The sequence below is a fragment of the Paraburkholderia caffeinilytica genome, from assembly GCF_003368325.1.
Lineage (GTDB): Bacteria > Pseudomonadota > Gammaproteobacteria > Burkholderiales > Burkholderiaceae > Paraburkholderia > Paraburkholderia caffeinilytica.
In genome coordinates this window covers 2,076,674-2,101,840 of sequence record NZ_CP031466.1, presented here as the reverse complement: position 1 = coordinate 2,101,840, position 25,167 = coordinate 2,076,674, and the positions used below count along the sequence as shown (strand labels likewise).

18 protein-coding genes are annotated in these 25,167 nt (G+C 61.0%); 15 read left to right on the top strand and 3 right to left on the bottom strand.

Annotation, left to right across the window (positions count from 1 at the left end):
* Nucleotides 1–83 precede the first annotated feature (83 nt).
* Nucleotides 84–491, bottom strand: a complete 408-nt coding sequence (locus tag DSC91_RS09325; RefSeq protein WP_115777856.1) for a DoxX family protein — start codon at nt 489–491, stop codon at nt 84–86.
* Between the two features lie 670 nt (nt 492–1,161).
* Between DSC91_RS09325 and DSC91_RS09320 the strand changes: the two genes are divergently transcribed.
* From DSC91_RS09320 to DSC91_RS09305, 4 genes are all read left to right on the top strand, one after another.
* Complete coding sequence (locus tag DSC91_RS09320; protein ID WP_115777855.1) at nt 1,162–2,187, top strand: helix-turn-helix transcriptional regulator; 1,026 nt, start codon at nt 1,162–1,164, stop codon at nt 2,185–2,187.
* A gap of 258 nt (nt 2,188–2,445) precedes the next feature.
* Nucleotides 2,446–4,161 (top strand): methyl-accepting chemotaxis protein, encoded by a 1,716-nt coding sequence (locus DSC91_RS09315; RefSeq protein ID WP_115777854.1) that lies wholly within the window; start codon nt 2,446–2,448, stop codon nt 4,159–4,161.
* Nucleotides 4,162–4,176: 15 nt separating this feature from the next.
* Entirely contained in the window at nt 4,177–4,554 is a 378-nt protein-coding gene (locus tag DSC91_RS09310; RefSeq protein WP_115777853.1) for a hypothetical protein, read from the top strand.
* Between the two features lie 586 nt (nt 4,555–5,140).
* Nucleotides 5,141–8,560: a sensor domain-containing protein gene (locus tag DSC91_RS09305; RefSeq protein WP_115777852.1), complete on the top strand. Its 3,420-nt coding sequence runs from the start codon at nt 5,141–5,143 to the stop codon at nt 8,558–8,560.
* Nucleotides 8,561–9,410: 850 nt separating this feature from the next.
* Here the strand turns inward: DSC91_RS09305 and DSC91_RS09295 are convergent.
* Nucleotides 9,411–11,171: a GGDEF domain-containing protein gene (locus tag DSC91_RS09295; protein WP_229758169.1), complete on the bottom strand. Its 1,761-nt coding sequence runs from the start codon at nt 11,169–11,171 to the stop codon at nt 9,411–9,413.
* Nucleotides 11,172–11,579: 408 nt separating this feature from the next.
* On the opposite strand from DSC91_RS09295, the gene DSC91_RS09290 reads away from it, so the two are divergent.
* The 11 genes from DSC91_RS09290 (at nt 11,580) to DSC91_RS09240 (ending at nt 23,956) form a co-directional block, all read left to right on the top strand.
* Nucleotides 11,580–12,020, top strand: coding sequence for a rhodanese-like domain-containing protein (locus tag DSC91_RS09290; RefSeq protein ID WP_115777850.1), 441 nt, complete (start codon nt 11,580–11,582; stop codon nt 12,018–12,020).
* Nucleotides 12,021–12,236: 216 nt separating this feature from the next.
* On the top strand, nt 12,237–13,202 hold the full coding sequence (gene ftrA, locus DSC91_RS09285) for a transcriptional regulator FtrA (RefSeq protein WP_115777849.1): 966 nt from the start codon (nt 12,237–12,239) through the stop codon (nt 13,200–13,202).
* Between the two features lie 439 nt (nt 13,203–13,641).
* Nucleotides 13,642–14,571, top strand: a complete 930-nt coding sequence (locus tag DSC91_RS09280; protein ID WP_162831352.1) for a hypothetical protein — start codon at nt 13,642–13,644, stop codon at nt 14,569–14,571.
* Nucleotides 14,572–14,723: 152 nt separating this feature from the next.
* Nucleotides 14,724–15,491 (top strand): bestrophin-like domain, encoded by a 768-nt coding sequence (locus DSC91_RS09275; protein ID WP_115777847.1) that lies wholly within the window; start codon nt 14,724–14,726, stop codon nt 15,489–15,491.
* A 42-nt stretch (nt 15,492–15,533) separates the two neighbouring features.
* Nucleotides 15,534–16,748, top strand: a complete 1,215-nt coding sequence (locus DSC91_RS09270; RefSeq protein ID WP_115779767.1) for a DUF2252 domain-containing protein — start codon at nt 15,534–15,536, stop codon at nt 16,746–16,748.
* A 302-nt stretch (nt 16,749–17,050) separates the two neighbouring features.
* Complete coding sequence (locus DSC91_RS09265) at nt 17,051–18,466, top strand: GH1 family beta-glucosidase (RefSeq protein WP_115777846.1); 1,416 nt, start codon at nt 17,051–17,053, stop codon at nt 18,464–18,466.
* A 41-nt stretch (nt 18,467–18,507) separates the two neighbouring features.
* Nucleotides 18,508–19,749 (top strand): ABC transporter substrate-binding protein, encoded by a 1,242-nt coding sequence (locus DSC91_RS09260; protein ID WP_115777845.1) that lies wholly within the window; start codon nt 18,508–18,510, stop codon nt 19,747–19,749.
* Nucleotides 19,750–19,758: 9 nt separating this feature from the next.
* Nucleotides 19,759–20,700 carry a carbohydrate ABC transporter permease gene (locus tag DSC91_RS09255; protein WP_115777844.1) on the top strand — a complete coding sequence of 314 codons (942 nt, stop codon included), beginning with the start codon at nt 19,759–19,761 and terminating at the stop codon, nt 20,698–20,700.
* On the top strand, nt 20,700–21,611 hold the full coding sequence (locus DSC91_RS09250) for a carbohydrate ABC transporter permease (RefSeq protein WP_115777843.1): 912 nt from the start codon (nt 20,700–20,702) through the stop codon (nt 21,609–21,611). Before DSC91_RS09255 ends, DSC91_RS09250 begins: the two co-directional genes overlap by 1 nt.
* Before the next feature lie 36 nt (nt 21,612–21,647).
* Nucleotides 21,648–22,838, top strand: a complete 1,191-nt coding sequence (locus tag DSC91_RS09245) for an ABC transporter ATP-binding protein (protein WP_373291836.1) — start codon at nt 21,648–21,650, stop codon at nt 22,836–22,838.
* Between the two features lie 59 nt (nt 22,839–22,897).
* Entirely contained in the window at nt 22,898–23,956 is a 1,059-nt protein-coding gene (locus tag DSC91_RS09240; protein ID WP_175171890.1) for a LacI family DNA-binding transcriptional regulator, read from the top strand.
* 100 nt (nt 23,957–24,056) lie between these two features.
* On the opposite strand, the gene DSC91_RS09235 is transcribed toward DSC91_RS09240, so the two are convergent.
* Nucleotides 24,057–24,914, bottom strand: coding sequence for a PA4780 family RIO1-like protein kinase (locus DSC91_RS09235; protein WP_115777840.1), 858 nt, complete (start codon nt 24,912–24,914; stop codon nt 24,057–24,059).
* Nucleotides 24,915–25,167: the final 253 nt, after the last annotated feature.

Genomic DNA, 25,167 nt, shown 5'->3' with positions numbered 1-25,167 from the left:
ACGGCAGGCCGCGCCACGCCGGTCAGGGCGTGAGCGTGGGCGTGGTGGAAACGCGATCCTGAAACCCCGGGTCGCCGTGGCGGTCAATCTGCTTTGCGGACCGGTCTGAGCGCGAACGCGCCGTCGCCGAGGAGAAGCAATACGATCAGGGCGACAAGCCAGAAGGCAGGGTACTCCCACCCGCCGTCCTTATTGGTGAAAAGCCAACCATTTGCCGCGTGCACGGTGACGATCGCGCCAACGAGATCCAATCCCAGTGGAACCACGAAGTACGGAACGTACCATCCAAGGATCAAGGCGATCCCGCCGAATAGCTCCAGTGCGATCACCAGATAGGCAAGCGGCCCGGGCAAACCGATTGACTGGAAAAACTCGATCGTTCCCGGGATAGTGAAAACAAACAGCTTGAGCAGCGCGTGAGCGACAAACAGCACACCCAGGCTGATGCGCAGCAGCAGGGCGGCGTACGGAGCGGAATTTTGACGAATCATTGGCGGACCTGACGGGTAGGGCATGCCGTCACGCAAGCGTGGCTGCACGCGTATCTGGAAGGGTCAAGCGTATGCGTTGCGCGTACGGAGTGTGAGCGCAAATTGGCAAAGTCCAGTTTGCCGGATTGCCGAATAGAAATCGAATAGGGTGCGAAGCGCGCTTAAGAGGTCCGCAATCATTTACCGGCGTCTATCGAATCAACACGATTACCTACCTCGATTTCAGTAAAACCCTACAAAAATCTCATCCCGCGCCCTATTTGGCTTTCGTTCGCCTGTGCCGTCAATACGTTATGGCCAGATTGAACATCGCTACACGCCGGCGTAAATGGGGGCTCCTCACGCGGGCACATAACATAACCAGGAGGAAAACGAAAAAGTAAGTATTGGAAAGCGCCTGAGCGGGATGCTTTTGATTGGATAGATGGCGCTAATGTTTATCCCACTATTTGCATTCCAGAGTTTGCTCCAGGTGCAACAGCGTTTTGATTCCGTTCAGACGGATATTCTTCCCGGCCTGATCAATTCTGGCCGGACCGACGCTCACCTGGCTGCGAGCCGGAATTCGTGGTTCGTATAGTGAAATCATCGTGTCTGCATTCGACATGAGGTCCATATTCAAGACGCTGGTACATGCAACCAGGCTCAGAAAAAAATTGCACCGCACACCATGCACTTTAGTACCGAAGATCTTCGCCTCTTAGTGGATCTGGTCGATTTACTCGGCAAGCCGTCACACCTGAGCCTTATCGACCGTCCAGTCGCTATCCAGAAGCTGACGGCTTTGTTCCAGGCAGACTTCATTGGACACGCCGTATGGAACGGCCGCGCGGGTCGATTCGAGCAGGCCACCCACTGGGGGCGCGACGCTCAGATGGCCGCTGACTACGAGCAGCGATTCCAGTTCCTTGATCCCTTCTGGCCATTGCAACGCGGACGCCATGATCCAACACCGAGCGATACCTTGATCGATCGTCGAGCACTCCGTAGAACAGAATTCTTTGGCGATTTTCTGTCCCCTTACAAGGTGTACTCCGGCATCGACCTGTATCTGCACGACACGGATCAAGTCCAGTTCGACTATCGCTTCTGGACGAGCAACCCGAAAAAGCGCTTTGGAGCACGGGAGGTTGCCTTGCTCAATGTCCTGCGTCCTCACCTTGTCAACGAATACCATTTGCGCGTCATTGCGCGCGCTAACGATCAGGCGGGGATATCTACCGGCAGTTGTGCCAGCTTCCTGGTTCAGGAATCGGAAGACCCGAAGCCCAATCACAAGGCTCGCAAACTCATGGCCGACCTGGAAAGTGGCGAGAGGGAAGCGTTGTACCGTCTGTTATCCCTGATACTGCGCGACTCGACTTTGACGTTGCAGTGGAACGGTTTCAATCTTTGCGTCGAACACGCAGTCAGCGCGAGAAACAAGGGGCGTGCGTGCGTGGTGCACCTGCTCGCGCATACGATCGGGTCCGGACCCTGGCTTCAGCAACGGTTCGACCTGACTCTGCGTCAAGGAGAAATATGCCACCTGTTGCTCAAGGGTCTCGCCGACAAGCAGATAGCGGCCAGGTTAAACATCAGTTACTGGACTGTGCGCATTCATGTCGGCCGTGTTCTTGAAAAACTTATGGTCGATTCCCGTTCCGCCATTGGACTCGCCGTGCTCAATGCAAGCCATCAGGATAGCTCCGGCTAGAACTGCTTAAGGAAAGATCTCGCAATGGATGCAAACTGTTTGGCAGCCTTCTGACGCGCTAATTAGCGGCTTGCATCGCTAGGAGTAGCTATTCAGCCTCAGTAGCCGTTGCCGTTATTTCCTATAGAGGCCGCGCAAACGGGAGAGCACAAGGTTTGCCGCGGCATTCAGTTGAACCCTCGCGAGGATCAATGCGCTCCGGCTGGCGCCGGGAAAGCGGTGAACTCGCGCCTCGGGCATTACAGATAAGGATTTTCAATGAATTTAAGCATTAAAAAAAGGCTCATTGCCATTGTCGCGAGCCTGGTGCTCGTGACGCTTGCCTTGAGCGCCTTCTTTCTCACGCGCCTCAATGCCGCTGGGGGAGAAATGGAATCGATGTACCAGACCGATTTTTCTGACGCGGCGTCCGTGAGTGAGATCGATGGACTGCTTACCCGATCCGACATCAACATTCTCAGAATGATCGCGATCGGCGACCCTGCGTCGATTGCCGGATGGAAGCAGGAAAACGCGGAACGTTTTGACAAGGTCGACAAGGTTATCGGCGATCTGGAAAGTCATCGCGATGGCGACAAGCTCGCGGCGGTCAAGGAGCTGCGGGACGCCTACCAGAAAATGGCGGCCGGGATGAAGCACCAGGTGGAGCGCATCGAGGCTGGCGACGTGAAGGGTGGCGCTGAAGTCAACAGGCTGGAAGTCAAGGACAATGCCAACCACGTGTTCGGCATTCTCACCAAAATGAAACAGGAGTTGCGGACAACGGCTCAAGCGCGTTTCACAGCGCAGCAAGCGGCCATTTCGAATGCGCGCTATATCTCGTTTGGCGTAATCGCCTGTGCGTTGCTTTTCGCTGCCGGCGCCTTGATCTACCTGTTGCGGGCGATCCTCGTGCCGTTGAGTGCTTCAGTCAACATTGCGGATCAGATCGCCGCCGGGAAGCTCGGAAACGACGTCCAGATCGAATCGCAAGACGAGTTCGGCCAACTTCTCTCGTCCCTCAAGAAAATGGATCGACAGCTGAGCGATACGGTCTACGGGATCAAGACATCCGCTGAGTCGGTCACGGTGGCGTCGCGGGAAATCGCCAGCGGCAACACCGACCTGTCAGCCCGCACCGGGCAACAGGCTGCGTCTCTGGAGGAAACCGCCGCGAGCATGACGCAACTGACCGAGACGGTAAAGCAGAATGCCGACAATGCCCGCCAGGCCAATGCGCTGGCAACGCGCGCAACCGAAGTCGCCGACGCAGGTAACGAGACCGTCCAGGGTATGGTCGGCACGATCGAGAAAATCAGTGCAAGTTCGAGCAAGATTTCGGAGATTACCGGTGTCATTGAAGGCATCGCCTTCCAGACGAATATTCTGGCGTTGAATGCAGCGGTGGAGGCCGCGCGCGCAGGTGAACAGGGACGTGGTTTTGCCGTCGTCGCCAGTGAGGTCCGCAGCCTGGCTCAGCGCTCTGCCGCCGCTGCGAAAGAAATCAAGGAGCTGATCGGCTCGTCGGTGGCAACGATTCAGGACGGCTCGAGACAAGCCGTGGAAGTCAGTTCGACGATGGGGCAGGTCAAGCAGGCGATCAAGCAGGTTTCGGATATTGTCGGCGAGATTGCCGCGGCCTCCGAAGAGCAGAGCCGCGGCATTGAACAGGTGAATCTGGCTGTTGGCCAGATGGACGAAGTGACGCAACAGAATGCGGCACTCGTCGAGCAGGCGGCAGCCGCCGCACAATCGCTTGAGGAACAGGCAACCAGTTTGAAAGATGCCGTCTCGGTGTTCGAGATGGCTCCCGGCGCAGTGCAATCGGCGCCGCGAGTCGTTCTACCCAGGAGCAAACCTCGCCTGCCTGCACCGGCCATGCTTAAGACGCGTCACACTCCGCCTGCGAAGCCAAAGGTCGCGCCAGCCACCAGTTCCGACAAATCAGGAGCGGCTGTAGCCGATACCGCAGGCGAGGACTGGCAAACCTTCTGACTTGGATCCGACCACATGTACAACGCCTACAAAGTGCAACACGACGACAGCCGGGAAGCTCAAGCCGCTGTGTCCGAACAATCGCTGCTCGCCTTGGGCATTCAAGTCCGGGAAGTGAGCGACCGCGTGTTGCTCGATGCCCTTGCGACGCTATCGAAGACGAATGGCCACGCCGTTGTTCAGCATGGTGCGCGTCTCGCGGTCGTTGGCGAGCTGCTGGTTTGCATGCTGACACATCTGCCTAACGCCATGCGGGCGGATATTGCCGCCGCGTTCCGCGACAGGATTGAAGATCTGCTGTCCCTCGGCGACGACCGATGCTTACCTGAAAAATACCACTCTGCGCTCCTGACGGAAGTCAATCGCTACCTGAACGCACTTCGGCCAGGTTGAAGGCCGCACCGCCGTGCCAGGTTCCAGCCAGGCTGGCTGGAACCTCTGGTTTCGCGTTCGCGTGACGTCATTGAGTCAGACATTCGCAAACAGAATTGTTCAATGACGGCGAGGGTGTCGTCGACCTCCCAGTCCTCGCAGCCATGGAGACAGGTCAAGTTTGTCTACGCCAAAAACAGGACAGTCTTGCTTGACTGCAGCTAAATAAACTGTCTGGGAGGCCGTATACATATGCTCCGGTGGAGAGGCGCAAGACACCTTCCCTCAACTTCGCACGCGGAAGTCTTATGCAATTTCTCGTTGCGCCGCGCCGGTGTCGGTACTCAGATCCAATCGGTCCAGGACGGTAAGGCCTCCCTTCAGCCCAACGGTTTTGCGCAAGCCACAAGAATCCGCTGCCTAAGTTCCACCGGGCGATAGCCCAGGCGTCTGTCCGATGGGCGGATATGTGAAAATGAACTGTGGGCCTCCGTGTTCCGGTCGACTGCGTGAATCTGGCGCTGATGCTCCCGGCGCTCACTGGCAGCGCTCCGGCACTTGCTGCATTTCATAACCGAGTTATATCGCCACTACGTTGGAGCCTGCGTTGACATTCGAAATCGAGCAGCGGATCGAACAGGTCCTCTACATTGCGAAGGAAATCGCTGCTATTGCGGCGGAACTCCAGGTGTCCGCACAGGACGATGTTTCGGAAGACAGTGCAACAACGCGTCTGCAAGCACATTTGCTGCGCTTGCGAAACCTGAGTGTTGAGGTTGCCGCACACCTCGCCGCCAACGTCGATCGAAACAGCGGGATGCGTGAAGCGCTGGTGACCAGCGAGCGGCAGTTCCGCTCTCTCGCTGAAAATCTGCCGGACAATATCGCGCGCTGGGATTGCCTCGGCAACTATCTCTACGTCAACCCCACGCACGAACGCATTTTGATGAAACCCGTAGCGGACCTGATCGGCACGCGGATTCCGGAATCCCACGATCAGGTGCGCGCAGCGATTGCCCACGTTGCGGCCACCGGGGAAGCGTTGCCGTTCGTGCGCCAGACTGCATACGATAGCGAGGGGAACCTGCTGGTGCACGAGGTCAGCATCATCCCGGAAAGAAATGAAGAGGGGACGATTGTCAGCATTCTTGGTATCGGTCGCGATATGACGGATCGGATACGCATGCAGGAAGCGCTGGCGGCAAGCGAACGCCAGTTCCGTTCCCTTGCCGAGAATCTGCCGAATTATCTTGCGCGTCATACGATCCGTGCAGAGATCGTCTACCAGAATCCCAAGCTGGCGGCCTTTTCCGGTCACGGAATCGACGAGGTGGCGGGCAAGACGCCAATGCAGCTTTACCCCGACGGGCGATTTGAGGAATACGAAGGCGCAATTCTGGAAACAGCGCGTTCCGGAAATGAAAGGCAACTGGAATTGCGCTTCACGACGGAGGCTGGGCAGCAGCGCATTCACCACATTCACCTGGTTGCCGAACGGGATGAAACGGGCGTTGTCGCGTCCGTGCTGACCATCGGGATCGACATCACCGAGCAGCGCCAGGCCGAACATGATCTCAAGCGTGCGCTCGACTTCGCCGAGGGGATCATCGCGGCTATCCCCGATATTCTGTTCGAACTGGACCGGGACGGCCGATACCTGAATGTCTGGGCCAAAAACCCGGACATGCTTGCAAGCCCCGCGGAAACGCTGTTAGGCAGGACGGTCGGCGAAGTGTTGCCTCCGCAGCAGGCGACGGCCGCGATGGAGGCTATCAGGGCAGCCGACAGAGAGGGGGTGACCTATGACCACACCATTATCTTCGACCTGCCGGATGGCAGCCGCCGGTGGTTCGAACATTCGCTGGCGAAGAAACCTGGCGAAACGCAAGGCACCGACACGTTCCTCGTGCTGTCGCGCGATGTCACGGCCCGCAAGCTGGCGGAGCAGGCGCTCGACACCGCGCGCGTTCGCCTGCTGAGCGTGCTGCAAACCATTCCCGACATGGTATGGCTGAAGGACGCCAACGGTATCTATCTTTCCTGCAACCACGCATTCGAGCGTATGTTCGGCAGGCGGGAGTCCGATATCGTCGGGAAAACGGACTACCACCTGTTTAATGCAAAGGAAGCCGAACGTTTTCAGCAGACGGACAGGGCGGCCATCGCGGCACGACATATCTGCATCAGCGAAGATTGGGGCACACGTCCGGGTACCGGTGAACATGTGTTGGTCGAGAAACGCAAGCTGCCGCTATTCGATGCGGAGGGCAATGTAGTCGGGGTGCTCGGCGTCGGGCGAGACATCACGAAGCGCAAGCATACGGAGGAGATGCTTGCCGAGCGCGAACGGGAATTCAGGACCCTCGTCGAGAACTCCCCCGACACGATCGCACGCTACGACAAAGGCTTCAGGCGCGTGTATGTCAATCCGACTTTTGCGGCGCTCGTGGAAGGCGGCGCTGCCGCGCTGGTCGGCAAGAAACCGTCCGAATGTCCGGGCGGATCCAATACGCTGCTTTACGAGCAAAAGCTGGGGGAAGTATTCGCGAGCGGAAAAGATGCCGAATTCGAATTGAGCTGGACAGAGAAGGGCGGCGCGGAACGTTGCCATCTGATCAAGCTGGCCCCGGAGCGAGGCGTGCACGATACGGTTGAACATGTCCTGGCGGTTGGGCGCGACATTTCCGAATTGCACGTCTCTCGCCAGAAGATCCACCAGATGGCTTACTACGATCAGCTCACTGCGTTGCCGAATCGCGCGTTATTCAGCGAGCGTTTGCGCCGGATAACCGGCGATGGGTCCGCGCCTGGCCAACTCGCCGGCGTAATGATGATCGATATGGATCGCTTCAAGGGTATCAACGACACCATGGGGCACGCGGTGGGCGACGAGTTGCTGCGCGACGCGGCGAGGCGCCTGAGCGCCTGCGTGCGCCCCTGTGATACCGTGGCCCGCTTCGGGGGCGACGAGTTCGCCATTCTGTTGCCGGACATCCGCGACCGCTGTGTTCTCGAAGATATATCGAGGACGATCCTCGGCAGATTCGACGAGCGCTTCGCGCTGAACGGGAAAGAAGTGTTCGTTTCGTGCAGCATCGGCATTTCAGTGTATCCAGGCGACAGTGTCGAAGCTGACGATCTGATGAAATACGCGGACTCGGCGATGTACTCTGTCAAACGCGCCGGCCGTCGCAGCTTCCGTTTCTACTCGAAAGATCTGACGATCGACGCCACCGCGCACCTGCTGCTCGAATCGGACCTGCGCTGGGCGATCGAACACGGGGAACTCGAATTGCACTACCAGCCGAAAGTCTCGCTTCCTTCCAATGAAATAGTCGGCTCGGAAGCCTTGCTGAGGTGGAAACGCCCGGGATTTGGCCTGGTGCCGCCCAGCCAGTTCATTCCGATCGCCGAGGAAACAGGGCTGATCGCCGATCTGGGCGAGTGGGTGTTACGCGAGGCCTGCCTGACGGCTGCCGAATGGAACGCGGGCAACGTGGCACTCCACAAGGTGGCGGTTAACCTGTCGGCCAGCCAGTTCCAGTTTCGCGATCTGGTCGCGACGCTAGGCAAGTTTCTCGACGAAACCGGCTGTCGCCCTGAATGGCTGGAGCTCGAAATCACGGAAAGCCTGCTGTTGGAGGAGGACAGCACGATACTGGGCACGCTTTCGGCGCTCCGATCGATGGGATTTTCCATCGCCATCGACGATTTCGGCACGGGCTACTCGGCGCTCAACTATCTGGTCCGATTCCCCATCGACACGTTGAAAATCGACAGATCGTTCGTCCAGGGGGTGACGACAGACCGGCGTCACGGTGAGCTTGTCAAGGCGATCCTGTCCATCGCGCACTGCCTGGGGCAGCAGGTCGTCGCGGAAGGGGTCGAGACGGTCGAGCAGGCGGCCTTTCTGGAGGCGAACGGTTGTCGTGTCGCGCAAGGATTCCTGTATGGCCGGCCGGTGCCAAAGCCGGAGATGGCCTTGCTGCCAAGGCACCTGAAATTGAATGCAGCGGCCGGGATGTGACGAGCCTGTAATGCGAAGGGAAAGCCAATTTCACGCATGCCCGAGACGGAAATAGATCACGCATACGATGACAACGAAAACCATAATGGCAGCTGGCCATGCATTGTAGAAATCCTTTAACGTCGTGCCGCAATCCGGACAATAGAGCCTGTCCGGTTTGGTGGCCTTTCTGTTGAGCGCGAGCTTCGGAACGATGTAGCGCTTGCATCGGGGGCAATGTATGCGGGGATCGCTTGACATATGATCGGGTTAGCCACGTGTTTGCTTCTTGCGGCCTGCTTCCTTGTCTTGTTGAGGCATGCGATCCAGACGAGCCGAAGCGGTGCTCAAGGCAGCCTCGATCTCCTGTATCGCGGATTGAATTGGCCCGCTTGCAGGTGCCACGCGGGCTGCCAGTTGCAATAGTTCAAGGCGGCGCCGAAGCATAGGCATCACCATCATCTGGATAACCACCCTATGTGATGCGTCAGATGGATCGAAGCTCACACATGCCTGTAAAAGAGCTTCCGTGTCGGAATTGCTCCGCAACGAGGTTAGGGTCATTTTCCTCGGAATGAATTCGGGTTCCTGAAGAGAAGAAAGAAGCGTCGCGCGAACACGATGCCAAACGGGACCGGCTACAAGAGATAAAGCCAGGTCCGGGGAACAGGCAAAGCGAAGTCTTGCTCAATTCCATTGAGCGCAATTAAACCCTGACGATCTCTCTGACCCGCAAGGTCAATCGTGTACTCGATAATAGCCAGATAGAGGCTGATTCTAGAGTAGAGGCAAACAATTCAATAGATAAAATCGCTCGCGGGAACCATGCCTACAGCAGAATAAGGAAATCCTTATATTTTGTTGAGGCGTGTTAGGAGCAGCTGAGCTGGCCGTCCAGGGCGTCGCCCGTGTCGACCATGACGCAGTTGCGTCCGGCCTGCTTCGCTTCGTAGAGCATGCGGTCCGCGCGTTTGAGAAGCGCAACGACGTCGAACTCATCCGACGCCGCAGAAAAAGCGATGCCGAAGCTCGCGGTAATCGAGCAACTCATGTCCGCGCCGATGGGAACCCGCGCGTCCGCGATCAACCGGCGCAGCCGTTCGGCGAGGTCGAACGCGTGGGACGCGGTCTGAACGCGCACCAGCACCGCGAATTCCTCGCCGCCGATTCGCGCGACGACATCCGACTGACGCCAGCTCGCCCGGCAGAGGTCGGCCACGAGCCGCAGCGCGTCGTCGCCTACGGTATGGCCATGCGTGTCGTTGATCCGTTTGAAGTGATCGATGTCGAACATGACGAGCGCGATCTGCATGCCGGCCTCGTTCGCATCCTCGATCAAGGTGCGCGCCTGACTTTCGAAAGCGCGCCGGTTAGAAAGTCGCGTCAACGGATCGGTTTGCGCCATGGTGGCCAGCTCCGCGATCAGATGCAGGCGATCCCGCTCGAGCCGCAGGCGCTCGGCGCTGTTGTTCCTGAGCACGCGCATGGCGTCGAACATGCCGCTGATCTCCTTGCGGGCCGATACCTCGGGGATCTCCGTGGCCAGGTCGTCTCGCGCAATCGCATCGATAATATGAGTGGCCTGAACGAATGGGCCGATCACATGACGCCTGAACCCCGCGATCATCCAGATCAACACGGCGAGCAGCGCGGCCTCGGCGAGGCCTGTGCCGACCAGAAGCAGAAGTGCATCCTGGTGGTTTTTACGGATTTCTCTTTCGGCAAGAGCGGCCACGCTGTCTCGAAAGCCGATAATCGCCCGCATGGTGGGAACGTAGTGCTGTGCGAACTGTGCAGTCGAGATGCCTGCGCCGCCAGGTTGGAGGGCGAGCGCACGCACGGTGGCGACGTAGCGCAAGCCAGCTCCGAAATACTGGTCGTTCATCGCGGCGAGTGCCTGCGGATCCGATGCGGCGAGGGTCACGGTGCGCGCGTCGATCATGGCACGCAACTGGTCGATGCGGCCGCGCGTACGTTCGATGCCGAGCAGTTCGTCTTCGGTGAGTGGTCTGCGCACGGCGAGCGCACTCGTGAAACGCGAGCCCAGTTGTCCCGCCTGTTCCCGCAGGTCGGCGGTAAGCCGGCCCACGATCAGACAGTTGAGCGCATTGGCATCGCCCTTGACCACTCGGGCAGTCGTGGCCGTCACAAGCGGCATAAACTCGGGGATGATCGCAATCATCCGGGTCACGGCGTCTTGCAACGCGCCATCTCCGCGTTGCGCCCGTGGGAGGCGGGCAAGTTGATCGACGTTAGCCCGCGCAGCGGCCAGATCGGTCTGCAATGCGTTCACGACGCTGAGTTCGCCGGAACAGCGCGAACAGTGGTCCCCGCGCAGCGAATCGGCCAGCCGGGCCACCTGCACATCGCTTTCATGGCGTGCCCGCTGCAGCGCGGCTGCGCGCTCTGCGGGAATCGGCAGGTCTTCTCCGAGTACTCCGTTGGTTGGCCCCCGTTCTGCGGAGACCTTCTCCATCGCGATCAGCGCGAGGCGGAACGATTGAAAGCTATCGCGCGCCTCGTCGGCTCTTAGGTAGGCGGACCATGCGTGGGAGAGGAGCCAGCAGGACAGCACCAGGACCGGAACGAAGACGACCGCAACCTGAATACCGAAACGTTGGTTGATCGACATGGACGAAAGGGCGGTACGTATCATCGTGATTCCGGCGAACTGGGTTGAGACTGCGACTAGCTAGCCCACCTTCACCTGTTCAATACCGCGGCTTTTCTCCCCGGCGCGCCAACGCTACACGCATGATATATCGGCAGAATATTTTTGAGCAGTATGGCTAGGATTAGCTATGCGATAGCGCGGCACACAAGGCAACGTCCAGCACAGGGAGAGCATTGACGGTTGTGTAGGCGACGTATGGGAAGACAGGGCAGGACAGGACACGTCGGAGCGGAACTCGCGATAACGCGTTTCAACGCGGATAGCGCTGTGGCGTGATGTTACTGGAATCTGTCGATTGCGCCACTGGCTGACTGTGCGGCAGAACGGGACAATGCGTTGTCATGATCCACGCACGAGGAGTCCTATATGTCCCCTGTCTCATCCGTACCCCCCGCGGACAGCGCCACGGCGCTCGCCCACTTCAGCGCGTCGTTGTCGTTCGAAACCGATTGCGCCGACGTCCATGCGGCACTCGCTAGCGGCGACCCGCGTTCGATCGATTTCGTACTGCTCGACGTGCGCAGTGCCGCGCATTTTTCGCGCGGCCATGTGCCGGGCGCCGTGAATCTTCTGCACGGCAAGATCGTGGCGTCGAAGCTCGCCGGGTATCCGCCCGATACGCTCTTCGTCACCTATTGTGCGGGCCCTCACTGCAACGGAGCAACGCGCGCCGCAATCAGGCTCGCCCAGCTTGGCCGCCCCGTCAAGGTAATGATCGGCGGCATTACCGGCTGGCTCGACGAGGGTTTCCGGCTGGCTATTGCCGATGAGGCGTTACCTCGGTGCGATTCGTCTGCATTCGATTGAATGCAGGCGAATCCGAACAGCATTCCTGTGGCGAGGCAGGTGATTGCGTCTTGCGTCGCGTATTGGTGAGGGTTCTTTATTCGAGTTGCCGGCTCGTGCCGGCAGATGGGCCGGAGGTCGACGTTGTCACTTGTGCAGAGACAGTAGCCCTCATTGTCGCGATGCCACACGCCCCGGATACGTGGCGTAATCGTCAATCTCCGGTAACATCGTGCCATGCACAATCACCTTGTCGTCGCGCTGGCTTACGACCGGCTCTGTACCTTCGAATTCGGCTGCGTGACCGAACTGTTCGCGCTCGAACGTCCCGAGCTCGGCGTGGACTGGTATCGCTTCGCGGTATGCGCGAGCGAACCCGGTCCAATTCGGGCAGCCGGCGGCATCACCGTCGCCGCGCCGTACACGCTCAAGCTGCTCGATCGTGCCGACACGATCGTGATCCCCGGCTGGCGCGACGCCGACGAATTGCCGCCCGAGCCGCTGCTGAAAAAAAATCGCGCCGCCTACGCGCGTGGCGCGCGCCTTTGCTCGATCTGCTCCGGCGTGTTCGTGCTGGCCGCCGCGGGCGTGCTCGACGGCAAGACCGTCACCACACACTGGCGCTACGCCGATAAATTGCAGCAGCGCTATCCGCAATTGCGCGTGCAGCCTGATGCGCTATATGCCGACGAAGGACAGATCATCACCTCGGCGGGATCGGCGGCAGGGCTCGACATGCTGTTGCATCTGGTGCGGCGCGATCACGGCAGCGCGGTGGCCAACCGGGTCGCGCAGCGGCTCGTGGTGCCGCCGCATCGCGAGGGCGGTCAGGCGCAGTTCGTGCCGCGGCCGATGCCGCAAGACGAAGGCGGACGCCTCGCCAAGCTGATGGACTGGGTGCGCCGTCATCCTGCGTTGCCGCACACCTTGCGCTCGCTGGCCGAACGGGCGGCGATGAGTCCGCGCACGCTGCAGCGCCAATTTCACGACGCCACCGGCATGGCGCCTTATGAATGGCTGGTGCGTGAACGCGTGGCGATCGCGCGAGAATTGCTTGAAGCACCGGCCGAGTTACCGATGGCGCGCGTTGCGGAGCTGGCGGGCTTCGGTTCCGAGGAATCGCTGCGCCGGCACTTCCGGCGTATCGCGTTGACGAGCCCAGGCGCGTATCGTAAGAAGTTCGGGGTGCAGGCGCTCGGCTAGAGGCGCTCGGCTAGAGGCGCGTCGCTTTCGTCCTGCTGTTCGCTCATACGGGAACAGTTTCAAACGAACGCTTGCCGATGTGAAAAATCGTGTGTGGTTCACGCGTGACAGGCGGCTTGATGCGTGTTGCATGGTCCGTCGAAGGCGCTTGATGCGAACGCCCGTGCCTGTTCGAAAAGTCGCGGAGCGCCGCGTGCCGGGCGTTGCGCCTGAATCGCGCGATGGGCCGCCCGCTTCGGCGGCACGCAAGGGTTCGCGCGATCGCCGGTTTTCTGTCAGCATCACGGCCAGCATCCGTGGCGACTCACGTTAGACGTGTGGCGCATACGGCTAGTTGAAGCGCCCGTTCGAAACGCGTCGTCGCCACCGTCCTTTCCCGCTCATGAACGTCAAAATCGTCGCTGCTGCCGTTGTCGTTTCTGCTGCTCTCGCAGCGCTCATGCCTGCGCTCGTCGCCGCGCAAACGGAAGCGGCCGATTCGCGCGCCGAACTCTATCGCCGCAACCTGCTGGCGGGCAAGGACGTGCCGTGCCGCACGAACGCGTCATGCGCGGCGTTGGGCGTGGCCGCGCTCGAAGCAGGGCGGCTCAGGGACGCGCAAACGCTGGTCGCGATGGAAGCCGCGCTCGCCGAGGCCACCGCCATGCAGGCGAACGAGGAGAACTCGCCCAAAGCGACCAGTTCGGCGCGCTCTCGCGTGGCGATGGCGCTGGTTCATCAGGGCGACGTGCAAGTGAGGCTCGGCGCGCTGACGGATGCGCGCGCCTACTACCGGACCGCGGTGAGCCGCGGCAACGACTATCCCGACGACGCACTGCTCGGCCGCGCGGTGGCGGCGGCGCGTCAACGTCTGGAAGCGATTGCGGGCAAGGCGGTGGTGGCCGGTTTGCCGGCCAACGGCGCGCGCTTTGCCAGCTATATGTTTTTCGGCGCGTGGAACAGCATCGAGGTGAAGCCGGTGAAAGGGCGCCACGGCGTCTATCGGATCGATGGCGACTTCGTGTATCCGACTGTCGGCGCCGACGGTCTACCGGGCGCGAACATGGGCAGCCTGTCGGCCTACGTGCGGTTCTATGACGGCGTGGCGCGCGTGCCGGTGACCGATGGTGCCGGCGATGCGCCGCTCGACGCCACCGCGAGGATCACCAATCTCGCGCCTTATGACAGACATGAGGACAAACATGAGGACAAACATGAGGATAAACGCGAAGGCAGGCCGGCGGACAAACGCGCGGACAGATGCCTGATCGAGTTCAGGCTCTCCGCACCGGAGACCCTCGATGTGGCGACGCATGGTTCGCTGACGGAATGCGGTTTCGGTTTCAACGTCAGCGCGGACGGACGTTACTATCTGATGACAGGCTCCTGACGGCCGGCATGCTGCAGGCCGCGCGCCTGTTCACCTGCCGGCCGCATGCTTCCCCATCCGCGCTGCGTCTTTTATGATGCAGTGGCCGTGCACGTTTTACCGTTGTCCAGAACGTTCCCGTCAACAAGACTTCGATAAGAAAAACGCTCGTCATGCGAAACCTCCTCGATTATCCAGGACTCGTGTTCATCATGTCCTTCGTTGCGCTGTGGCTGGCGGCGCGCGTCGGCGCGTCGGTGCTGCGGCGCTTGAGAAAGATCGACGACGACGCACGCGACGACTTCAGCGTGATCCAGGCTGCCACGCTGACGCTGCTTGCGCTGATCATCGGTTTCGCTTTTTCCATGGCGGTCGGCCGCTACGATCAACGCAAGAACTACGAGGAAGAAGAGGCGAATGCGATCGGCACCGAATACGTCCGCGCTGATCTGTTGCCCGCCGCCGATGCGGCGACCGTACGCGGCCTGCTGAAAACCTATCTCGACGAGCGCGTGCTGTTCTACACGACGCGCGACGCCGGCGAACTCGCCAAAGTCAACGCCGAGACATCGCGCCTGCAGGACGCAATGTGGGCTACAGTGAGGAACGCCGCTGCCGCGCAGCCCACGCCGGTGACCGCGCTCGCGGTCGCCGGCATGAACGACGTGCTCAATACGCAGGGCTACACGCAGGCCGCGTGGTGGAATCGCATTCCTGTCGCGGCGTGGCTGTTGATGGGGCTGATCGCGGTGTGCGCCAATGTGCTGGTCGGCTACGGCGCACGCGGTTTGAAAGCGGGAGCCGGGTTGCTGCTGATCGTTCCGCTGATCGTGTCGCTGTCGTTCATGCTGGTCGCCGATATCGACAGCCCGCGCGGCGGGGTGATTCGCGTGAAGCCGCTCAATCTCCACGCGCTCGCGGATTCGCTCCGCTCGCATTGAAGTCATATTGAATCCGCATTGAACTGCATGAAGGAGAAACACGTGTCCGATATCGCACAGACCATCGCCAGCTTCAATGCGGGCCGCGATCCCGAACGGCTCGCGATGAAATACAAGCTCATGCGCGGCTCGCCGTTCGTGTTTCTGCGTGGCACCTGCCATCTGTTCTATGCGCGTCTGCCGCGCGGCAAGGTGCTCGACGATGCGCCGGCAGTGTGGATTTGCGGCGATATGCATGTGGAAAATTTCGGCAGCTACAAAGGCGACAACCGCCTGATCTATTTCGACAACAACGATTTCGACGAAGCCTGCCTCGCGCCGAGTCTTTACGAACTGGTGCGGCTCCTCACGAGCGTGCTGGTCGGCGCGAGCGACCTCAAGCTGAGCCGCGCGCAGGCACTCGCGCTTTGCCATACCGCGGTCGATTCCTATGGCGCGGCGCTCGCCTTCGGCAAATCGCGCTGGATCGAGGCGGAGACGTCGACCGGCATGGTGCGCGATCTGTTCGACGCATTGGCGAGCCGCACGCGCGCCGCGCATCTGGACCGGCGCACCACGCTCAAGGGTAAGACCCGCGTGCTGAAAGTGGACGGCAAGAAAGCGCTGCCGGTGAGCGACCAGGCGCGCGCTGCGGTCACTGCGTTCATGCAGCAGTTCGCCGCCGGGCAACCCGATCCGGACTTCTACCGCATCGTCGACGTGGCGCGGCGGATTGCCGGCACCGGCAGCCTGGGCGTGGACCGCTACGCGATTCTCGTCGAAGGCAAAGGCTCGCCGGACGGCAACTATCTGCTCGATCTGAAAGAGGCGCTGCCTTCTTCGGTGACGCCGCATGTGCGCACGCCGCAGCCGAAGTGGCAGAGCGAGGCGCAGCGTGTGGTCGAAATTCAGCGGCGCAATCAAGCGGTCTCGCAGGCGTTCCTGCATGCCGTCGACTTCAATCAGCGCTCGTATGTGCTGCGCAGCCTGCAGCCTTCGGAAGACCGCGTGGCGTTGAGCGATTGGAACGGCAAGCTGCCGCGTCTCGAAGACGTGGTCAACAGCATGGCGCAATTGAGCGCGTGGGCGCAACTGCGCAGCGGCGGCCGGCAGAAGTCGTCGATTGCGGACGAGTTGATCGCTTTTGGCAATCGCAAGGATTGGCAATTGCCGTTGATCGAACTGGCGACGCAATGCGAGGCGCAGGTGGAGACTGATTGGAAGGCGTATTGCGAGGCTTATGATGGTGGGGCGTTTGATTTGGTGGTGAAGCCTTGAGCTTACCCATGCTGGAGGTTCAGCGCTCATTGAGCAAACATCCAGCGTAGCTCGCGCATTGGCATCACCGTTGTGCTGCGCTGGTGCACTCTCGCGCCGTTCCGGACATCTTCCAATGCGCGGCGCATCCTCGCGCCGCGCATGCCAGTTTGCTCTCCAGACAAACCCTGATTGCTGTGTTCAATCTGCCGCTGCTATCGTTCGCAGGTCTTTGTGGAAGCGCTTCCACTCCGGCTCCCTGGCCGTATCCACATCGCGTTTCGCCGTACCCGGTTCAACCACCTCTGCGCAGGAGAGAATCCGTGGCAAACGACGCATCCGCTGTATCCGACGCTCTATCCCCCGCAGTTTCGAACAATTCGCTCGTCGATCCTTTCACCCCGCCGGCGGACTCCGCGCTGTGGCGCAAAAACTTCCTGCTTGGCGCGGCCACGGCTTCGTATCAGATCGAAGGCGCGGTGAATGAAGACGGCCGCTTGCCGTCGATCTGGGACACCTTCTCGGCGACGCCCGGCAAGGTGCTGGCGGGCGACACCGGCGCCATTGCCTGCGACCACTATCATCGCTGGGAAGCGGACGTCGAGCTGCTGGTCTCGCTCGGGCTCGAAGGCTATCGGCTTTCGATCGCATGGCCGCGCGTGATGGATGCGGCAGGCGCGCCCAATCGCAAAGGGCTCGACTTCTACAGGCGGCTCCTGAACCGGCTGAAAGAGAAGGGCGTCACGACCTTCGTGACGCTCTATCACTGGGACTTGCCGCAGCATCTGGAAGATCGCGGCGGCTGGCTCAATCGCGACACCGCTTACCGTTTCGCCGACTACGCCGACCTGATGAGCCGCGAACTGGCCGGCACGGTCGACGCATGGGCAACGCTCAACGAACCGTGGTGCTCGGCCTATCTCGGCTACGGCAACGGCCACCACGCGCCGGGACTCGCCAACGACCGCTTTGCGACGCAGGCGATGCATCATCTGCTGCTCGCGCACGGCCTCGCGATTCCGGTATTGCACGCCAACGATCCGGTCTCGCAGAAAGGGATCGTCGCCAACGTTGGCCGCGGTACGGCCAATAGCGACAGCGCCGCGGATCAGCGTGCGGCGCATCTGTTCGAAGTCCAGCACAACGCGTGGATTCTCGATCCGCTCCTCAAGGGCGCGTATCCGCAAGAGTTGTTCGAGTTGTGGCCAGGCACCGAGCCCTTGGTGCTCGACGGCGACATGCGGATCATTTCCGCGCCGCTCGATTTCCTCGGCGTCAACTATTATTTCCGCACCAACGTCGCGAGCGACGGTGCACATGGATTCCGGGACGTGCCGCTCGAAGGCGTCGAGCGCACACAGATGGGTTGGGAGGTGTATCCCGACGGCTTGCGCGATCTGCTGACCGGTTTCAACAACACCTATCAGAACCTGCCGCCGGTCTACATCACCGAAAACGGCATGGCTTCGGATGACCAGGTGATCGACGGCCGCGTCGACGATACGCAGCGCATCTCGTTCCTCAAGCGCCATCTCGCGGCGGTCGACCAGGCGATCAAGGCCGGCGTGGATATTCGCGGCTATTTTCTGTGGTCGCTGATGGATAACTTCGAGTGGGCGTTTGGGTATGAGCGTCGCTTTGGTGTCGTGCACGTCGACTACAGTACGCAGAAGCGCACAATCAAACGCAGTGCGGAGTGGGTGGCGAAGTTTTTGAAGGAGCGTAAGGCACGGGTTTGACGGCAGGTGAAGCTGGTTTGTATGTCGACACAGGAGACGGAATGAACTGCAGAAAAATGATCCTACGAACCGCGGTTGCCGCACTGGCGTTGTACGGCGTCGTCGCGCACGCAGCTGAACCCCTGAAGGCCAACGTGATTCACTGGTGGACCTCGGGCGGCGAGTCGGCCGCGATCCGCCAGTTCGCCGATGCGTACAATAAGGCCGGTGGCCAGTGGGTCGACAACGCGGTGGCCGGCGCCGATCAGGCGCGCTCCACCGCAATCAACCGGATCGTCGGCGGCGATCCACCCACCGCCGCGCAGTTCAATACCTCCCGGCAGTTTCACGACCTGATCGATCAGGGCCTGCTGAACAACGTCGACGATGTCGCCACCAAGGAAAACTGGAACGGCGTCTTTCCGCAATCGATCCTCGACAGCATCAGAGTGAAGGGTCACTACTACGCGGCGCCGGTCGATATTCACATGCCGGCCTGGTTCTTCTACTCGAAACCCGTGTTCCAGAAGGCCGGCATCGCCGCCGAACCGAAGAGCTATGACGAGTTCCTCGCCGATCTCGGCAAGCTGAAAGCAGCCGGTGTGATTCCACTCGCGCTCGGCGGTCAGCCATGGCAGGAAAAGATCACGTTCGACGCGGTATTCGCCGACGTAGGCGGTCCCGATCTTTATCTGAAGGTGTATCGCGATCGCGACATGAACGCGGTCAAGTCGGATGCGTTCAGGAAGGTGCTTGCGCAGTTCAAGCGCTTGCATGACTTCGTCGATCCGGGCTCGCCCGGCCGCAACTGGAACGACGCCACCGCGTTGGTGATTTCCGGCAAGGCCGGCGTGCAGATCATGGGCGACTGGGCCAAGGGCGAATTCTCGGCGGCCAATCAGACGGCCGGCAAGGACTTCGGCTGCTTCCCGGGTTTTGGTCCGCACTCGCCGTATCTGGTCGCGGGCGACGTATTCGTGTTTCCGAAAACCGACAATGCCAATGCGATCAAGGCGCAGAGTCTGCTTGCCACGGTGATGACCTCGCCAGCCGCGCAAGTGGCATTCAGCGCGAAGAAAGGCTCGATTCCGATTCGTCCCGATGTGGACGCCGGCAGTCTCGACATCTGCGCGAAGGAGGGCATTGCGATCATGAAGGACAAGTCGCGTCAGTTGCCGAATCCGGAAATGCTGCTCTCGCCCGACACGCAGGGCGCGTTGATCGACGTCATCACGAACTTCTGGAACAAGAACCAGTCGGTCGACGATGCACAGAAGGCGTTTGCCAGCGCGTTGAAGAGCTAGGCGCTCGCGATGCACGCGCTCAAGCTGGAAGCCGACGGCTCCAGGCCTCGCCAAGGGCCGCCGAAAAGGCCGCTGAAAAAGCGCTTGCCGATAGCAGCATGGGTGGCGCTCCTGCCGATGGTCCTGACCGTCGTGTTCGCCTATCTCGGCACGATGGTCTGGACCGCGCGCGTGTCCCTCAGCAATTCGCGCACGTTTCCTTCCGGCGATTTTGCGGGTTTCACGCAGTACACGCGGCTTTTCAATAACGACCGCTGGTTGCTGTCGCTGCAAAACATCGTGATCTACGGTGCGTGCTTCATTGTCGCGTGCATGGCGATCGGTTTGTTGCTGGCGATTTTTATCGATCAGCGCGTGGTGGCGGAAGGTGCATTGCGCACGGTATTTCTCTATCCGTACGCAATGTCGTTTGTCGCAACCGGGTTGGTCTGGCAGTGGATTCTGAATCCTGAGCTGGGCGCGCAGGCGGTGTTGCACAAGCTCGGTTTCGCGCATGCGCGCTTCGACTGGATCGTCGATCAGGACTGGGTGATCTACACCATCGTCATCGCGACGGTGTGGCAGGCATCCGGTCTCGTGATGGCGCTGCTGCTGGCCGGCCTGCGCGGTATCGACGACGAATTGTGGAAAGCCGCACGCATCGACGGCATTCCGCGCTGGCGTGTGTACGCGAGCATCGTGGTGCCGATGCTCGGGCCTTCGATGTCCACCGCCTTCGTGCTGCTCTTCGTGATGGTCGTGAAGCTCTACGACGCCGTGGTCGCGATGACGCAAGGCGGCCCCGGCACGGCGAGCGAGGTGCCGGCGAAGTTCATCATGGACTACCTGTTCGCGCGGGCCAATATCGGCCTCGCGTCGGCCGCGTCGATCGTGCTGCTGGCCACGGTGCTGGCGATTCTCGCGCCGTTCTTCTATGCCCGCAGCCGCGCTGCGTTGCGCAAGGAGGTGTGATGAACACGCTCAGTCCGCCACTGAAGGGCGGCACGCCGAGCCGTACACGCCGGCGCCGCCGTGCCTTTACACCTGCACGCCTGGGCGTCTACGCATTTCTGCTGGGCGCCGCGTTGTTCTTCCTGTTGCCGCTGTACGTGATGCTCGTCACGTCGGTGAAGCCGATGAGCGAGATGCGCCTCGGCAATCTGCTCGCTTTTCCCACGCATTTCACACTCGACGCATGGAGCGCCGCGTGGCAATCCGCCTGCACCGGGCTCGATTGCAACGGCATCCAGGTCGGCTTCTGGAATTCGGTGCGGATCGTCGGACCCAGCACGGTGCTGTCGATCATGATCGGCGCGGTGAACGGCTATGCGCTGTCGTTCTGGCGGCCGCGCGGAGCCGGGCTGCTGTTCGGCGTGTTGCTGATGGGCGCCTTCATTCCGGTGCAGGTGATGGTCTATCCGCTCGTGCGCGTGCTCGCAAGCGTGCATCTGTTCAGTTCGCTGCCGGGCATCGTGCTGATTCACACGATCTTCGGCATGCCGGTGATGACGCTGCTGTTTCGCAATTATTACGCGTCGATTCCGCAGGAGCTGTTCAAGGCGGCGCGCATCGACGGCGGCGGCTTCTGGCGAATATTCTTGCAACTGATGTTGCCGATGTCCACGCCGATCATCGTTGTCGCGCTCATCATGCAGGTGACGGGCATCTGGAACGACTTCATTCTCGGCCTGGTGTTCGCCGGCACGAAAAACCTGCCAATGACGGTGCAATTGAACAACATCATCAACACGACGACCGGCGAGCGGCTCTATAACGTCAATATGGCGGCGACCATTCTGACCTCCATGGTGCCGCTTGCGGTGTACTTCATTTCGGGCCGCTGGTTTGTGCGCGGCATTGCGTCCGGCGCCGTCAAGGGATAGGGCGGCATGGCAAACCTGGTGAATGTGGAAAACGCGATGGCAAATTCGGTGCTCAATGCGGTGCTCAATGCGGCGGACGTCGCCAACCCGGCGGATGCGGCGAACCTCGGCGGCGCGGCGGACACCCTGGGTCTATCGAATCCGGCCAACGTATCGGTGCGCAACCTGAAGATCCAGCTGGGTGCGAATACGGTGATCGAGAATCTCGATCTCGACGTGCGGGCGGGTGAGTTCGTCGTGCTGCTCGGCCCGTCGGGCTGCGGCAAATCCACCTTGCTGCACAGTATCGCGGGCTTGATCGACGTGACCGACGGCAGCATCGAAATTGCCGGCGAAGACGTGACCTGGGCCGATCCGAAAGATCGCCGCATCGCGCTGGTGTTTCAGTCGTATGCGTTGTATCCGACCATGAGCGTCGAGCGCAATCTGTCGTTTGCGTTGCGTATCAACGGCACGCCGAAGGCGGAAATCGCGCGGCGCGTCACGCGGGCGTCCGAGATGCTGCAACTCGGACCGCTGCTCAAGCGCAAGCCCGCGCAACTCTCCGGCGGCCAACGGCAGCGAGTGGCGATCGGCCGGGCGATCGTGCGCGAGGCCGACGTGTTCCTGTTCGACGAGCCGCTGTCGAATCTCGACGCCAAATTGCGCACCGAATTGCGCCGCGAGCTCAAGCAGTTGCACCAGCGCCTGGGCGCGACGATGATCTACGTGACCCACGATCAGGTCGAAGCGATGACGCTCGCCACGCGCATGGCGGTGATGCGCGGCGGGGTGATCCAGCAGTTCGGCACGCCCGCCGAAGTCTATGCGCGGCCGAACAATCTGTTTGTCGCGACGTTTCTGGGCTCACCCGCGATGAATGTGCTCCAGGGCACGCTCGAGCCGCGCGATGGCGCGCTACACTTTTGCACAGCGCATTTGCAGCTCGACGTATCGCACTATCCTTTCAAAAAGCTGCCAACGGACCGTCTGTCCTGCATGCTCGGCGTACGGGCCGAAGACGTGCGCGTGGGCGAGAGTTCGAGCCCGCAAATGAACGGGCGCGCGAACATTTCACTGATCGAGCCGATGGGCAACCATCGTGTCATCTGGCTCGACTATCATGGAGTGCAAATCGCGTCGATCGACCAGACCAAGACGCCGGTGGCAATCGGGGAGGCCGCGGCGTTCTCGTTCGATGGTGCGCATCTTTCGCTGTTCGAGGAAGCAGGCGGCACGCGTCTGTAGTGATGGGATGCAGCGTCGTCGAATACAGGTTGAACACAACAGGCTTGACGGAGAACCGTGTGGCAACACTCAAGGATGTCGCGGCACTGGCCGGCGTCGGCATGTCGACTGCCTCACGAGCCATTTCCGGTAAGGGACCCATTTCAGCCGATGCCGCCGCGCGCGTGAAGGCCGCTATCGAAGCGCTGAATTTCCGGCCGTCGTCCATCGGGCGGGCGATGGCGACGCAATCGCTCGGTATGATCGGTATTTTCGTGCCGACTTTCTTCGGCTCCTACTACGGCACGATTCTCAAGCAGACGGACACCGAACTGCGCGCGGTGCGCCGCCACGTGGTGGTCGCGACGGGATGCGGGGAAGTGTCGCCGCGCGAGCAGGCCATCGAGGCGGTGCGTTTTCTGATCGGCCGCGATTGCGACGGCGTGGTGGTGATCAGCCACGATCTGCACGACGACGATCTGGACATGCTGCATCGCATGCATCCAAAGATGGTGTTTCTGAATCGCGCGTTCGATCAGTTGCCGGAGGCGTCGTTCTGCGCGGATCACCGGCGCGGCGGCGAGCTGGCGGCGCGCACGCTGCTCGATCACGGGCATCGGGACATCGCGGTGATTTCCGGGCCGTTCAGTGCTTCGGACAATCAGACCCGGCTCGAAGGCTTTTTTGCCGAACTGTCGCGCGAGGGCATTGCGCGCGAGGACGTCACACTGGTCGAATCGGACTTCTCGCCGGAAGGCGGTTACGCCGCCGCGCGGAAGCTGCTCGATTCGAAGCGGCGCTTCACCGGCCTCTTTTGCGCGAACGACACGATGGCGGTGAGCGTGCTGGCGCGCTTCCACCAGGTGGGCATCGCCGTGCCGGACGAAGTCTCGGTGATCGGTTACGACGACGACTATTCGGCCGCCTATGCCGCGCCCGGACTCACCTCGGTGCATATCCCGACGGCGGAGTTGACCCAGAACGCCGTGCGCTGGCTGGTCAATCAGTGCTACCGGACCTCGTGGGAGATCATCCGCGAGTTTCCGGTTAGCGTGACGATGCGGGAGTCGGTGGGGCCGGCACCGGGTACGGCTTCGTCGACCCGGATCAAGCCGGCTAGTTGCAGCGTCGCGTCGTAAGCTCTGCGTGACGAGGCGCGGAGCCGCGCCGCGCCGCGTTCGGCCGCATGATCGCTTGCTACGTCACTTCCGCGCTGCGCAGCGGTTGCCTGGGGGCTGCTTACGTCCCGCTACGCAGCGACTGTTCGTAGCGCAGGCGCGCTTCTTCGTCGAGGCGCGTGTCTTCGAGTTCCTGTAGCACGGCTTCGAGATCGATCGGCGTGGTGTCGAGTTCGACACGGCCGGTCAATTTGACATCCGCGTGCAAGGCGCCCGTTTCGTACAGCGACCAGATTTCCTTGCCGTAACTCGTGTCGAGCAACGCAGGCGCGAAGCGGCCGAAATACGTGGCGAGGTTGTTCACGTCGCGCTCCAGCATGGCCGGCGCTTCCAGATTGCCGGCGGCGTCCACGGCTTGCGGCAGGTCGATGATCACCGGGCCGTCCGCCGCGAGCAGGATGTTGTATTCGGACAGGTCGCCGTGAATCATGCCGGCGCACAGCATGCGCACAACTTCGGTGAGCAGCCGCGCGTGCAATTCCAGCGCGCGCGCCTCGGTCATGTCGACATCGTTCAACCGTGGTGCGACGTTGCCGTCCGCATCGGTCACCAATTCCATCAGCAACACGCCGTCGGTGCAGATGAAGGGCTGCGGCACGCGCACGCCCGCGTTGGCGAGTTGGAACAACGCATCGACTTCCGCGTTCTGCCACGCCTGTTCCTGCACTTCGCGGCCATAGCGGCTGCCTTTTTCCATGGCGCGCTGCTGGCGGCTGTTCTTGACCTTGCGGCCCTCGCGATAGGACGCGGCCTGGCGGAAACTGCGCTGTTTCGCGTCCTTGTAGACCTTCGCGCAGCGCGTGGACTCGCCGCAGCGGACCACGTAGACGGTGGCTTCCTTGCCGCTCATCAACTGCGAGATGACTTCGTCGATCAGGCCTTCTTCGACGAGCGGCAGCAGGCGTTTGGGTGTTTTCATGCGGCCACCGGAGCGCAGTGGGTGGCTGATCGGCCGCGTGCGGCCGCTTGAGAGGGGAAGTGGTGCGGGATTCGGATCATGCCGGATTATAAGGGGTGGCGGCGAAGTGGCCTGTGTCAGCGGCAGAACAGAGGCGACCAGACTGTCGCGGCTTGTCCGGCACTTCAGGCAAAGACGTCTGTTTTGCCTGAAGTGCCGGACAAAAGGAGGCGACTCATTCTGGGCGAGCACACCCATAGCGTTTCTTGATGCC